Source organism: Culturomica sp. (assembly GCF_003524185.1).
Lineage (GTDB): Bacteria > Bacteroidota > Bacteroidia > Bacteroidales > Marinifilaceae > Culturomica > Culturomica massiliensis.
This window is the reverse complement of the sequence record NZ_DOED01000004.1, coordinates 38,763-54,200: the sequence shown is the minus strand read 5'-3', so window position 1 is coordinate 54,200 and position 15,438 is coordinate 38,763. Positions and strand designations below refer to the sequence as shown.

8 protein-coding genes and 2 pseudogenes are annotated in these 15,438 nt (G+C 44.1%); 6 read left to right on the top strand and 4 right to left on the bottom strand.

Annotation, left to right across the window (positions count from 1 at the left end):
* Positions 1-31: 31 nt before the first annotated feature.
* From DD657_RS01080 to DD657_RS01070, 3 genes are read right to left on the bottom strand one after another with little or no spacing between them, the layout of a single operon-like run.
* Positions 32-1,159, bottom strand: coding sequence for a DNA/RNA non-specific endonuclease (locus DD657_RS01080; protein ID WP_021986603.1), 1,128 nt, complete (start codon positions 1,157-1,159; stop codon positions 32-34).
* Complete coding sequence (locus tag DD657_RS01075; protein ID WP_287048079.1) at positions 1,159-3,804, bottom strand: single stranded DNA-binding domain-containing protein; 2,646 nt, start codon at positions 3,802-3,804, stop codon at positions 1,159-1,161. The genes DD657_RS01080 and DD657_RS01075 overlap by 1 nt, the downstream gene beginning before the upstream one ends.
* Before the next feature lie 27 nt (positions 3,805-3,831).
* Positions 3,832-6,549, bottom strand: a complete 2,718-nt coding sequence (locus DD657_RS01070) for a TonB-dependent receptor (RefSeq protein ID WP_021986605.1) — start codon at positions 6,547-6,549, stop codon at positions 3,832-3,834.
* A 265-nt stretch (positions 6,550-6,814) separates the two neighbouring features.
* Between DD657_RS01070 and DD657_RS01065 the strand changes: the two genes are divergently transcribed.
* The 6 genes and pseudogenes from DD657_RS01065 to DD657_RS01040 all read left to right on the top strand — a co-directional run.
* Complete coding sequence (locus DD657_RS01065; protein WP_021986606.1) at positions 6,815-9,415, top strand: TonB-dependent receptor; 2,601 nt, start codon at positions 6,815-6,817, stop codon at positions 9,413-9,415.
* A 96-nt stretch (positions 9,416-9,511) separates the two neighbouring features.
* Complete coding sequence (locus DD657_RS01060; protein ID WP_287048078.1) at positions 9,512-11,959, top strand: choice-of-anchor J domain-containing protein; 2,448 nt, start codon at positions 9,512-9,514, stop codon at positions 11,957-11,959.
* 438 nt (positions 11,960-12,397) lie between these two features.
* Entirely contained in the window at positions 12,398-12,715 is a 318-nt protein-coding gene (locus DD657_RS01055; protein ID WP_287048076.1) for a hypothetical protein, read from the top strand.
* A gap of 157 nt (positions 12,716-12,872) precedes the next feature.
* Complete coding sequence (locus DD657_RS01050) at positions 12,873-13,685, top strand: type IV toxin-antitoxin system AbiEi family antitoxin domain-containing protein (protein ID WP_287048075.1); 813 nt, start codon at positions 12,873-12,875, stop codon at positions 13,683-13,685.
* Positions 13,682-14,473 (top strand): nucleotidyl transferase AbiEii/AbiGii toxin family protein, encoded by a 792-nt coding sequence (locus tag DD657_RS01045; RefSeq protein ID WP_287048073.1) that lies wholly within the window; start codon positions 13,682-13,684, stop codon positions 14,471-14,473. The genes DD657_RS01050 and DD657_RS01045 overlap by 4 nt, the downstream gene beginning before the upstream one ends.
* A gap of 178 nt (positions 14,474-14,651) precedes the next feature.
* Positions 14,652-14,984 (top strand): annotated as a pseudogene (locus DD657_RS01040) (HsdM family class I SAM-dependent methyltransferase); the annotation flags it as partial.
* Here the strand turns inward: DD657_RS01040 and DD657_RS01035 are convergent.
* Positions 14,975-15,385, bottom strand: a pseudogene (locus DD657_RS01035) (MATE family efflux transporter); the annotation flags it as partial. The pseudogenes DD657_RS01040 and DD657_RS01035 sit on opposite strands and share 10 nt — an antisense overlap.
* Positions 15,386-15,438: the final 53 nt, after the last annotated feature.

The following is a 15,438-nucleotide window of genomic DNA, read 5'->3' as shown; positions in this document are numbered from 1 at the left end:
TTTCCGGCCGGTTTATTTTATGAAGCCCCGTTTACTCCGTAATCCAGGTCCAATCGTTCACGTCACACACGGCTTCCACCGTTCTTTCCACAGAGTCGGGTAAACCCGGGAAAAAATCGATACCGGTTTTCTCCTCCAACTGATCGATTGTCAGTGTCAGGCTTTTCAAATGATAAGGCTGAGAATACTCTTTGTGTTCCAACCAGAAAGCAATGGCTTTATAACTATCGTTTTTACGAGCCAAAACCGCCATATAATAATACTTAGGCACAGCTACATTATTGTGCTCCCCGGTCAGTTTGATGATCTGATCATCGGCAATCGTTCCTCCTTTGACGACATACAGCGTATCTCTCAAAGCGGCATCCTGCATCCAGGCTTTGACATCTTCCTCGAGCTTTTGCCAGATTTTCTGGTTGAAGCCCGACAATTGCGGACTCATATTGGAGTAATAAAACGTCTGCTCATTGGCTTCCTTAGAGTAACGGCGGTCGTTTGAAGCCACCAAATGCCCCCGGTCGTATCCGCTGTAATCCGTTTTCGTCGTCCGGTATTCAGCCGGCACCTGCGGATCGTCGCCCCAGGCATCCGTGCGGCTAACATTATCGGCAGCCGTCACATCATAGGCTTTAAAAGCGACCCAACGGGCATGCCGTTTGGGAAGGTTATATTCCATGCAATAGTTATGCACCGTTTTATTCTGATAGGTGACGGAATGGTCGATAAACTTGTAATCCGTCTCTCCGGTCAGACGGGGAATTTCCAGGCGACCGGCAATCACATTTGTAAAATTCTCCTCCGTTGCCTGTTGCGTAATCCGCAAAGTATCCCTGCTGGCTCCACTGGCCAGGGTAAGCAACGTATTCCGGGAAGTCCGTTCGTCGTTCGGGGCGATAACGACATTTACAACGCCATCGTCCACTCCCCGCAACGGGTCGACGTTACACCACTGACTACCGGTTCCCGAAAGGGAAATAACCCAGGACCCCTCCGCACCGACATTCAGTGTATACTCACCACCTGCACCGGGTACGGCCGACAGGTTTGATTCCGAAGACAACTCTGCCCGTTCGTCCGTATCGTCACAGGCAGCAAAAAGCATTGCGAGCAGCATTCCGCTGCCCGCAATTAAAGTTGAAACAGATTTTATTCCTTTCATTATAAACTACTGATTTCTTTTAAAGAATCTTCCACATAGGTAAATTCACCTTTACCGGTCAATTTATAACGTGCCGTATAATATTTGGTAGCACTGGACCCTTCTATACCGTATACTCCGAATTTAAGCACATAGGTAACGGGTACATCTTCCAATTGAACATCCGGATATGCACATTCCAGCATATGTAACAAAGCTTCCGGCAGGCGTTCCCACATCAATGCCGTCAGATCTTCATCCGGCATTTCTCCGTAAGCTTTTTCATTTTGAGCTTTCCAAGCCGACGGACGGAAATCGAAATTATTCTGATAAGCAGAACCTCCATAGTAATAATCGTTATTACCGTAAGAGGTTACATAGCCTTTCCCTTTCTCTGTAACGCCTTCTTTCTGATCGATATTTTCCCATACCCAATCGGTCAGTTTCTGAAAATAGTGATTCGTCTCGGCATTTCTACCCGGCACCAGGGTAATGGTTACATCCGGACTGAATACCCATCCGTTTTCCGCCAGGGCATATTGCTCGGTCACAACGGTTACAGGCTGTGTGTTGTATGTCCATGCACCGGCTGTAAATACATATTCGTCGGCTTTCAATACCGTCGCATCCCCGTTATAATAATTATACACCACAGCCATCGTATCACCGGCCTGAGCATACGGATATTTCAATCCCAGGAACTGCGGCAAATAATTTTGAGGATCGATGGAGGAACTGAAATTATTATGTGTACCCGGTTCTCCCATTGCCTTATAATCGGCAGGATTAAGGATCGTCACTTTTTCAGGTGCCTTCCAGGCTGAACCATCGTAAACATAAACAGCATACTGAATTTCTGTAGCCACAGCAGCAGCTCTGGAAGACAATGGCGAACGGCTGAATTTATTCAGTGCCGGCACATAATCGGCTGAAGCAGCAAGGGCAACAGAAGACGAACTGCCTGCCGCCGTCACGGAAACAGCCATCGTATTTACATATTTTGTTCCCGATACCCCGATCGCAAATCCGGTTACCGTTACTTCCTGTCCGTTTAATGCCGGATCAACCATATCGCTTAACGGATATTGTATGCTTCCGATTGCGGTCGTCGTTCCAGCCACATTTACATTATAATAATTTCCGCTGATAGACAAGGTTCCCGTATAAGAAACAAACTTCACCTCAGGGGCTGCCAGATAAGCATCCATTGCTGCAGCATCCATCGAGGCCGCTGTCGGATAACTATAAGAGCCATGAGCCGCTAAAGTAACCGTCGACTCCTTCGGGAACTGCATCAATCCGCTATATTTTGTAGTCGTTCCGGATACGGTCATCACATCACCTGCCGAATAAGCCCCGTCGTAAGAACTTCCCAGGAATGTCAGTATATATCCCGTTCCGTCGGTAAGCAGAAATCCTTGTTTGTATTCCGCGCAAATCGTACCCCTTACCGTATATTCACCGGCCTCAGCCGCAGCTACCGTACCGATTTCATCATAGTGAGACAAAGCTACTACGTCAGTAGCCATCGTATTAACGTATTTACTGCTGGAAACACCGATAGTATAACCCGTTACAATCACTTTCTGACCGTTCAGGGAAGCGTCGATAAAACCATCAGCCGGATATTTAATACTTCCGATCGCTTTTGCTGCACCTTCTATATTGACGTTATAATAACTGCCACTGATAGATAATGTCCCGACGTATGAAATATACTGTACGGAAACCCCTGTCAGATAAGCATCCATTTCCGCAGCGCCCCACTGACTCGGTACGGGTTGTGTATATTCTTCAACTCCCACTTTCGTTACAACAGATGTGTTCGGAAATTGGCTCATGCCGCCAAACTCGGTTGTCGTTCCTTCAACGGTAACAATATCTCCGATTGCATTATTTGAAGGCTTTCCCTCCAGATACACCAGAATCGAAGCGGTACCGTCGGATACCAGAAAACCATTCTTGTATGTAGCAATCACCGTACCTTTTACTTTATAATTTCCGGGACCGGCCGTTATTACATCTCCGATCTTGTCGAAAGTTTCCTCTTCTCCGCCGCCTGAACCCGGTTCATTGGCAGAATATTTGTAAGATACTACCACATACTCTCCGGTTACGGGATTTTCAATCGCCCCTTCCAAAACTTTCGGCAGACTTTTTTCCGGACTCTTGGACGGAGTCAGGTAAGACACATCGGGAATTCCCCAAATGGTTTCATAATCCGCAGCCGTCAATTCATAAGTATCGGCAGCAGCCAATTCAGCCAGATAAGCCGGCGCATTGGGAACATAATTATAGCTTGCACGAATGGTAGCGCCCAGAGAAGCCGTTTTCCAGTTTTTTGACATAAAAAGCGGTAAAACCGTTCTCGGTTCTGCGGCAGGAGTCAGGTACTGATTGCTTTTAGCTGCTTTTAAAGCCGTTACGATCTTCTCTGCTTTCTCTTTTTTTGTCGCCTCGTCACCGGTCAGAAGGGCCATAATATCAGCCTCCTTATAACCGCTGATAGCAGAATAATCATCGGCGGTAAGCGTATAATCCTTATTCAATACATTCTCCGGCTTGGTCATATCGTCCAATCCGTCGAAGTGTTTGTCATTAAAGTCCTCACAGCTTGTCAATCCTAAAACAGAGGCCATGCAAAGATATATGAGATGTTTTTTCATATCCTATCCTTTTAAACTATCAAATTATTAGAAACTAATCTTCAGGCGAACGGAATAATTCCGGCCGAAACGGTAAAATACACGGTAAGCCGACTGCCAGTTGTGACCCGAACCGTCATAAGCATCGGAAATAGACACGCCATCCAATACATTGTTTACATTTCCGTAAATTGTACCCCATAATTTACCCAACGGGAAACGGTAACTGACATTCAGATCCAGTTCTCCTGCCGAAGGCATCCGCCACGGGGTTTCGTACTTTTTATAACCGTTCATTACCAAATCGGCACCATTGTCTCCGCCGACAGAAAATTCAGCATAATTACGCATCCAATAGGTATAATCAGCACCTACCCGCAAGCCTTTTAAAGGTTGCACTTTAGCGCCGATAGCAAATGTCGTCTGAGCAGAATTTCCGACACGTGTACCGTTCAGGTCCACTTCCATCTTGGCATGATCTTCTGCCTGAATGCCGGAAGCAATATCTCCGTCCATATTTTTCAACGGCTGACCGGATGAATTATAAAAATAACCGGTAGATGAACTGTTCCATTTCCAGTCTCCGATAGAAACCATACCGTTGATGTCCACATTTTTAATCGGACGGAATACAAAATCCAACTCAACACCCTGATGCAAAGCGTCGATACCGCTCATATTGATCGTTGCCCGGTCGTCATTTTTCAACGTAATCGTACGGGTCATCGTTTTATCCAACCACTCTGTCCGGTATACGTTCACATTAGCACTGAAAATAGAAGAACGGAAACCGTAACCGACTTCTACGGAAAATACTTTTTCATTGACGGCATCCGGGTTGGTGGCATTACTGTTCATTGCGTACAGGAACACCCCGCCGGAATAGAAAGGAGCACGGGAAATATAACCGATGTTGGCAAATACATTGTGTTGATCCGTCAGATTATAGTTAGCTCCCCCTTTCAGGTTCCAACCGATAAAGTTTTCTGTCTTCGATTTTTCATGCGTCTTATCGTAATAATAATGATTCTTCTGCCAGTATCCGGTATTAGATACGGCACCTGCAAGGAAAACGCTCAATGCATTCCGGTTGAACTCTGCCTGCCCGAAAATACCTTCCTGCATCACATAACCGTCGTAATCCCGGTAAACGACATCCCCGACTTTCAGTTTTTGATTTACCCAGTTCGGGTCTGCGCTGTTGGCATTGTTAGCCACACTCATCTGTCCCCGGTAACGATCCACAAAGAATTCGCCTCCGTAAAGGTCAACCAACTCATTGGTGTGTGTACCGTTGTAATACCGGAAGTCGATACCTCCGTAAACATCGAAATATTTACCGATAGAAGTCGTATAAGTAGACATCAAACCGTACCAGTTGTGCTCGTTCTTCGATTCGGACATGGCCATCAGCGAACCGTTATCACTGGTAGCATTCAACTCGTAAATTTTATCATAAGCAAAGGTTCCGTCTGCATTGCGGAAATAAGTATTTAATGTACCATTGCTGGAACCGTACCACATATTGGCATAATCGGAAGTACTTCCCAAACCTTTATAACCGCCTCCGCGACCGATGGAAACGTACAACACGGTAGAAAGACTGGATTTCTCATTGATCGTCCAGAAATGGTTCAAAGAAATCTGGGGTTTGTGGTATTTATTGTAGCTCGAAGTTTTACGTTCGCCGTGCAGGCCGAAACCGTAGGTCGGGTTATACCGGTACTGCCGGTCTCTGCCCGTATATTTTTCAACGTTCTGCCACCCGGCAATAGACAATCCGTCGTAATTGCTGCGCTGATTATGCCATTGCGGAGCTCCGAACACCGTAAACGACAACAGATGATTTTCATTGATCTGTTTGGAGATGTTTCCGAAATAAGAATAAGCCTCGAATTCCGTACCTTGTACATAACCGTCTCCCCAGCTCTTGGCTCCCAGCAAGGTAATGGCCCAGCCGTTACGCAAACCGGTAGACACATTGAACATGATCTTGTTGTATCCGTCGTTTCCCAAAGCATAGGAAACCGATCCTCCGGCTTTGACATCCGTCGTTTTTGTCACGATATTGATAGAACCACCCACAGAAGGAGAAGATACTTTAGAAGCGCCCAAACCTCTCTGCACCTGCATCGAACGGGTTACATCCGAAAGACCGGCCCAGTTCGACCAATACAAACCGCCCCATTCCATATCATTCATCGGAACACCGTTGATCATCACAGCAATATTGGCTTGCTCGAAACCACGCAGATTAATACGGGAATCTCCGAAAGCACCTCCGGATTTCGTCGCATATACCCCCGGTGTAGATTTCAATATTTCCGGAAACTCCTGCGTAGAAAGCTTGTTTTCAATCTCAACCGGCTCGATTACGGACAATGCCACCGGAGTCTTGCGCCGCACGGCAACAGATGCCGTCACGGTAACGTCTCCCAGACCTATGGCTTCGGTTTCCATTCCTATAACCCCCAAATCCAAAGGTTGTCCCGAAATTTTTACCGTCTTTTTCAACTCTTTGTATCCGACACAACGAAATACAAGGGTTTGTGTTCCCTCTTTCGAGGTTTTCAACGTAAAACTTCCGTCCAGAGAGGAAGCAACACCTTCCGTCGTTCCCTCAACCATGACTGTCGCTCCGATTAATTCCTCTTTTGTCTGAGAATCGATGATCTTACCTTTAACGATTCCCTGAGCCATCGTTACCAATGTCAAGAAAAACAGTGGTACCATGAAAAGCAGACTTCTAATAAAGATTTTCTTCATACTTTCTATTACTTGTTAATTAATAAGTTTGTATGCACACAACCTAATAAAACGAACGTTTTTTTTAGGCACATATAAAAATTCATGACGCAAAGTTAAATAATATAAAATGAGGTTATAGTTAAAACTATAAGTTTTTTTCAATCTTAACTAAAACTTCATAATCGATATCCGAAAAAAACCTTCGTTTTATCAGTAAAATGCACAGATTTAAAGGATGTGCGTACGTATTTTTTTTATTCATTAATTAATCAATAACAACAAAATGATCAGAATTTCAATCAAACATCTGGTTTTCATAATCCCTTTGCTTTTAGGAGCCTGGGGAGTTATGGGACAGAAAACCGTGAAAGGAAAAATTGTAGATGCAGAGACAGGGGAAACCCTGATCGGAGCAACTGCCATCATCGAAGGTACATCTATCGGAGCTGCCAGTGATCCGGACGGTAATTTCACTATTTATTGTACGAAAGAAGGGAAAATAACCCTTATCTTCCGCAATGTAGGGTATGAAGAGCAACAAAAAAGCGTATCGCTTGAACATAACGTCACCGATTTAGGTGTTATAAAATTACAGGCTTCGACTGTCGGCCTGGAGGAGGTAAAAGTGACGGCTTCTATTGTCAGCAAAGACCGGGCAACCCCTATCGCTATCTCCAACATCACCCCGGAAATCATCGAAGAGCGCCTGGGCAATCAGGAGTTTCCGGAAATCATGAAATCCACGCCTTCCATATATGCGACAAAATCCGGCGGAGGATACGGAGACTCCCGTGTCAATCTGCGCGGATTCGATTCCAATAACATCGGTATACTTATCAACGGTGTGCCGATCAATGACATGGAAAACGGCAAAGTTTACTGGTCGAACTGGTCAGCTCTATCGGACGTAACTCAATTCATCCAGGTTCAACGCGGTCTGGGAGCTTCAAAACTGGCCGTCAACTCTGTCGGAGGTACCATGAATATGATTACCCGCAATACGGATGCGAAAATCGGAGGTTCCGTCTATTACGGAGTCGGTCACGACGGTTTTCAGAAAATGGCAATCAACGTATCCACCGGTTTGATGTCAAACGGCTGGGCCGTCAGTATCGCCGGCTCGACAACCGAAAGCACACGGGGATATGTCGAAGCGACCGATTACAAAGCCTGGATGTATTTTCTCAACATCTCCAAACGGATCAACGACAACCACCGTCTGTCCTTTACTCTTTTCGGCGCACCGCAATGGCACAACCAGCGCGGACAAATGCACACCATACAGGAATTCCGGGATCATCCCAGCGGCATCCGCTGGAACTCCAGCTACGGATATTTAAACGGCAAGGTATTCAACGGTCCCTACGCCTACAACGAATATCACAAACCGCAACTGTCTCTGAACCACTATTGGAAAATCGACGACCAGTCCTCTCTTTCAACGGCTGCCTATGTATCTTTTGCCAAAGGAGGAGCCCGCAGAGCGTTCGGAACCAAGAAAAACTGGCTGCAATACAACAATACAACCGGTAAACCTTACGTCGGTACAAATGCCGACACCAAATTAACCCCCGATGGCTTACTGGACTACGATGCCGTATTAAAAGAAAATGCAGCCTCGCAAACCGGTTCGTTGCTGGTGCTCGGAACCGCCGTAAACGCCCACGATTGGTATGGAATATTGTCAACCTATACGAACGATCTGACACAGGAATTCAAATTGACAGCCGGTTTGGACGGGCGGTATTACAAAGGATACCACTACAACAAAATCACCGATCTGATGGGCGGCAGTTATTATGAAGGCGATTATCTGGCTTACCAGTCCAAGGGCACTCCCAAATACAAAGGCGACCGCCTCGGTTATGAAAACACAAGCGAGGTATTGTGGGTCGGTGCATTCGCCCAACTCGAATACGTCAAAGATAATTTCTCGGCATTTTTGTCCGCTTCTTTGACGGAAAATGCCTACCGGCGTATCGACGACGGGAATTATGCTCCCGGCGATCCCATGCGTAAATCATCCTGGCAGACATTTCTCCCCTGGGGCGTCAAAGGCGGTGCCAATTATAAATTCGGCCGTATACACAACGTATTCGTAAACGGAGGTTACTTCAAACGGGCCCCTTACATGAATATCGTATTCAAAAACAACACCAACGAACTGACACCTTCCGTCAAATACGAAAGCGTATATACCTTCGAAGGAGGATACGGACTGACCTTACCCAAGCTATCCGTCAATGTCAATTATTATTACACCGAATGGAGAGACCGGGGACTGAATAAAAATATGGGAAACGGTATTTTTGCGACAATGCACGGCGTAAATGCCCGTCACCACGGGGTCGAATTCGAAGCGGTTTATAAACCGGTTTACAATTTCACCCTGAGAGGCATGTTTTCCTGGGGCGACTGGATATTGACAGACAATCCCATCGTATCGCTTTTCGACAGCAACAACAAACTGATCAGTGAAAACGACCAGTTGTATGTGAAAAATGTCCACGTCGGCAACTCGGCACAGATGACAGCCGCGCTCAACGCCTCCTACGAACCGTTCGATAATTTCAGAGTCGGTGCCGCCTGGAATCTTTTCGACAAGAACTATGCCGATTACGCCATCGAAGACCGTACCAGTTCACGGGAAGCCGGTTTGGATGCCTGGAAACTCCCGCGTTTTTGCACTTTCGATGCCAATGTCAACTATCAGCTGACCCTGGTCAAAAATATCCGGGCCACCTTATATATCAATGTCAACAACCTTTTCAACACCCAATATATTGCAGACGCTAAAGACGGCGTATATCACGACGAATTTTCATCCCTGGTATACTACGGATTCGGACGCACCTGGACAATGGGTTTCAAAGTGAGGTTTTAAACATACGACAAACGAAGGAAACCGACAACCTTTAATAAAAAAACACACAATGTATTCAAACAGTCAATGGACTTATAATTTTCAAACGATACGACAATGATAAAAAGTAAATATAGCTTGATTCTCCCGGCGTTGCTTGCCTTCACAGCCTGCAACCCGATGGACGATGTGTATGATGCTTTGGATGCCGCCAAACAGCCGCTTCACGAAGATGTCACTTATACCTTTACCGCTCAGGACTATTCCAGCGTAGGTTATGTATTTAAAAACAAACACACGGCAGCCGACTCGGCTATCGCTGCCGACATCAAAAGCAATCTGCGTTTTCCCGATAAAGAAATCGCCAAAGAAGGAGTCGCCGGCTATCTGAGCTCATTATTCCCGGCCCTGAATGCCCAATCGACAGCGGCTGTTACCTATGCCATCGACGAAAGGGACAGCAGCTACCTAAAGGCCATGATGCTTTTACAGAAAGCTCCGAACTACACGCTGACACCGGCGGATTATGCGTCAATTTGGGGAGAAGCCGGAACCAATTACCTGACCCCCGGAAAAAATGCAGATAAATACCTGGAAAAAATACTGGCGACAGCCGTCACAAACGCTCAAAAAGGCGACCTATACCGGGTAACTTACAACTATTCGCCGACGGAACCCGGTAACGGCCATACTCCGGCACCGGTACTGACCTCGCTGGATGAAAATTTCGATGAAACGGTCACCGACAAAGCCGCTTTTGCCGCCGAAGGCTGGACCAATTTCGCAGAAAAAGGAAATGTCAGATGGCAGGGTAACCTATACAACGGCGACGGATACGTATCTTTTTCATCCTATAACTCGAACGAAGAAAATATCGGTTGGCTGATCACCCCGGGAATCGACCTGACCGCAGCCACAAACCCCCTGTTTGCTTTCGACATCACACTAGGTCATTACAACGCTTCCTGCCTGCAGGTTCTGATTTCCGCCGATTACGAAGAAGGCGACCCGACTCTGGCCACCTGGACGGATATTACGCCGAATTTCTATTTCGATATTCCGGCCAAAGGTTTCGGTAAAAAAATGCCGGCCGGTATCCTGGACCTGAGTGCCTATAAAACAACCGTACATATTGCCTTTAAATATACGGGAGACGGTAATAACAACAAAACGACAACCTATCAGATCGACAACCTCCAAATCGGAGAAAATATCGGCGTAACGGAAACAATACTATTAGCGGAAGATTTCGAAACAACGACACACAAAGCAACCATACAACTCACAGATTGGACAAACTCTTCCGCTACCGAAGGTGCTAATCTCTGGAAAGGTTATAATTTTGACAACAACAAATCGGCACAAATAACGTCTTACGGTTCCGCCGTAGAATTTTTCAGCTGGCTGATTACACCGGCTTTATCTGTTCCGGACGAACCGGCGCCTCTGTTCACTTTCGACATTGATGCGGCTTATTACGACACCGATTGCCTGGAAATTCTGCTCTCGGAAGATTTCGACGGCAGCCACCCGGAAACGGCAAGCTGGACAAACCTCACAGGTCATTTTACAATACCGCAAAGCAGCAAATACTCCACATTCAAAAAAGCCGGAACGGTCAACCTGAAAACCTATGCGGGAAAAACCGTCTGTATCGCATTTAAATACCACGGCGATGCAGCCGACAACCGGAACACGGCTTATGAAATCGACAATGTAAAAATACATTATTATAAACGCAGCACGACACCTGTTTCTTCGGGTATACGCCCGGCAGCTACCGATCAGGTAATACGCTTTGCCCTATACGAGTACAACGGCAGTAAATGGGCCCCGAAAGCCAATACGGTCATTGTCAATCCGGAAGATTACGAAACGATGGGCATTACCGGCAACAGCTTTAAGGATGCTTCCGTTGCCATGCAATATTTACCGCTCTTCCTGCAACAAAAATACCCGTATACGGTTTCAGAAAAAACAATGCACGTACTATTCGAATTGAACGGTAAAACAGCCGTACAGGAATATCGCCGGGCCGAAGGCAACTGGACCAATTACAACGGAGTGGTGCCGGTGACCGAGCAATACATTCACAACGGGACCAAATGGTCCTTTGATCCGACCGTCGTCTTTACGATGATCAGCAGCGATTATCAGGCCCTGGTCGATTTTGTAACCAACGATCCGAAATATAAAATTTATCTGGACGAAGCTTACCCGTCCAATACAGAATGGTGGTATGGTGCAAACGCCAAATACAACAACATCAGTATGTTGATAAAATCCCGGAAATATTACGATACAAAAGCCGGAGATCACTTCCTGGACGGCAAGGAAGATGCCGAATGCCGGGAAATCTTCCACCAAAGATTACAGGAAGGAATTGCCAACCATGTGCTACCGGCCAGATACCCGGATGCAGAAGCCATAAAGGACAATATGCAGATGTTTTATCTGGTCAAATATGCTACCTACAGCCCGACCGGTACCTGGCAAGCCAGATTCAAAGGCATTGCCAAAGGTAAATTCGAATATGTAGAAGGCTCCCAGACCGAGCTGAAATAATCCCCGCCGGATATACGAAAAGAGGCTGCTTGTATAAAGTGCCACCCAAAAGTTTTTTGTCAAACTTCCGGGGGCACTTTATTTTTTTACCGTCCTCCTTACCCGATAATCAACACATTATAAATCACAAAAAAATATTCTCTTTTACGTTGCCCTAAACACAAGGAGTGTAAAAGGAGAAAGAGAGAAAATCAGGGTAATTGATTGATAAATAGAAATGTATGTCTTTTAGTGGCTAACGATGGCTGATAGCAGAATTGCAGGAAAAAGCAGATTAGCGCATACTTTCCGTTTCTTATCCGTTACCCATTCAGATAGGCGAAAAACACAGCAAACCAATGACCTTAAACGTCTGATTATAGCACTGTTTGTCTGTGGTTTACATTGTTCAGACAACTCACAAAGAAAGTAATTTTACGAACTAAAAATGTGAGCATTATGAACAACGAACTTAAAGTCTCTTTTTACCTCAAACGAGAGGGTAACACGGAGAGAACAGAAACAAATCCCGATGCCGTTTATCCGATTGTCGGGAAAATCATCATTAGTAATACCATCGCCCAATTCGGCTCAAAACTGAAAATCGAAGAACGACTTTGGAGTGTAAAATCAGGTCGGGCAATCGGCAAAAGCCGTGTTGCCGTTGAACTTAACAGAGAGATTAATAAAATTAATCTCTCCATACATGCGCATTACAGGGACATTTTAAAGCGAACAGGAAAAGTAACCGCTATTGAAGTGAAGAACGCCTTTTGAGTACAAAAAAATATGTTTCAAGTTTAGTTCACAATTATATTGAGATATTTTTTAGCTTTTGTAACCCCATTTTTATGCGCCAACACTAAAAAAATCAGATAAATTATCTATATTTGCAAACAACTACAGATTGCGTAGTGTTTTGCAAATGTGATTTATGGATAATTTGAAATTAGATAGAAGTAATAAATGGGATCAGTTCTTTGTCGAACTGCAATCCCAAGGACGTTATGCCTTTACATTTGAAGAAGTAGGTAATCATTTCAAGTCGTCTAAAAAAACATTGCTGCAAGGTTTGTATAGATATAAAACCAAGAAACAGATAGCTCAAATACGAAAAGGCTTTTATGTGATCATTCCACCTAATTATTCAAATCAGGGAATGCTCCCTCCATATTTGTTTATCGATGACCTGATGAAGTCCTTGAGTAAACCTTATTATGTAGCTTTATTGTCTGCGGCAGCTTTGTATGGGGCAGCACATCAACAACCGATGGAATACTTTGTAATAGCAAAAACCCCGGCCCCTAGGAGTATTAATAATAAAAAATTGAAGATCTCCTTTTTTTCAAAAAACTCATGGGAGCAAGATGATATTGTTCAAAAAACAACCGACGTCGGTTATCTCAATGTTTCTTCTCCTGAATTGACTGCATTGGATTTACTAGCCTACGTCGATAAAATAGGGATGAATAGAACTGTTACTCTTTTACAAGAGCTAGTCCAAGCGATGAAAGCAACAACACTCTATAGAACAGCAAAAAGATATCCAAATACTCCTGTAATCCAACGATTGGGTTATATTTTAGATAAGACATTAAGCGAAGAAAAACTGTCTAATCCTTTACTGAAAATTTTGAATAAAAGAAATATATCTCCGGTATTATTGATTACTCAAAAAGAAAAGCAGGGAGAGTTAGACGAAACATGGAAAGTAATTAAAAATAGAGAGATAGAAAGCGATTTATGATACCCCGCCGATATATAGAAGAATGGAAAGCGGTTGCTCCTTGGCCAAATGATGCACAAGTAGAGCAAGATTTAGTTATTGCCAGGGCTTTGGTGGAAATATTTTCTGATGATCTGCTGAAAAAATCACTTGCTTTCAGAGGTGGCACTGCTTTGCATAAATTGTATTTGCAACCGCAAGTCCGCTATTCGGAAGATATAGATTTAGTGCAAATCAATTCAGAACCAATCAATCCGATCTTAAAACAAATTCGTGAACGGCTGTCATTCCTTGGGACTAAGCGAACGGTAAAACAACATATTCACAACAACACTATTGTTTATCGTTTCGATACAAGTACACAACCGGTAATTAATATGCGGTTGAAAATAGAGATTAACACTCGAGAACACTTTACTGTACTTGGCTTAAAGGAAATCCCATATAAAGTTGAGAACGGATGGTTTTCCGGTGAATGTAATTTGACAGGATATGAACTTGAAGAATTACTGGGAACAAAAATGCGTGCATTATATCAGCGTCGCAAAGGTCGTGATCTGTTTGATTTGTATTGGGCGATGATTCACCAAGATGTGAATACGGAAAAACTAATCAGTTGTTATAAAACCTACATGGAGTACTCTGTAGGCAAACCTCCATCTCAGAAGCAGTTTCTTGCCAACATGGAAGAAAAACTACTTGACGGGGAATTTATGGAAGATATTCATGCTGTATTAAAGCCGGTAGCTGAATATGATAATGGCAAGGCTTGGGAATTAGTAAAAAAGAGATTGGTCGAAAGAGTATAAGATGGACAATACGAAACAAAATAGTAAACTACCTGAAGGATGATCGTGGACAACATTGGGAGAACTTGGTATTGTCGTTAGTGGAGGCACACCATCTACAAAAGAGCCTTTGTTTTGGGAAGGTGATATAACGTAGGTTACTCCTGCTGATCTTTCTGATTATAAGGGAAAATATTTGCGCAAAGATTTTTGGGTAACAACGAGTAATAAGCAATTGGCCTTTTTACAACACATCGTCACAATGCTTAATCCTGAAAATGGAAGAGCAGCCGTAGTACTGCCAGATAATGTATTGTTTGAAGGGGGAGCTGGAGAATTGATACGGAAAAAAATGCCGGACAATTTGAATTTACATACAGTCCTTCGATTACCAGCAGGCATTTTTTACGCGCAAGGAGTAAAAGCCAATGTATTATTCTTTAATACTGCGAAAAAGCCTGAAAAACACATGACAAAAGATGTTTGGTTCTATGATTATAGAACTAATGTTCATCATACTCCAAAAAAGAATCCATAAATACGCCAGTTCAAATAACTTATTGTTGCCTGATAGACTTGCTCGGAATCTATCAAAAACCTTAATACGATAGGAGAATACAGATAAGACAATATAAACAGCAGAGTTGCGACCAATAATAAGAAGATAGTTCCTTGTGTAAATACCTCACCCGTTCGGAAATATTGCCCACTTCCATTATAACGGGCAATTAATACTTGCGCTCCGATACTAAAACCAAAACCTATCATATAGATTATCATATAATATGTTCCTGCTAAAGCAGAAGCAGCCAATTCCGTTTCTCCAACTCTTCCTAAATAAGCAGTATCAGTAAAACCTATTAGATATTCCACTAATAGACTGACCAAAACAGGAAGGGTAATCTTACAAATGTGTTTATAGGATATTTGCATTTTTGTTTTTTGAAGACAAAGATAGCTTGTGTGAAAATCAATAGATTGTATAA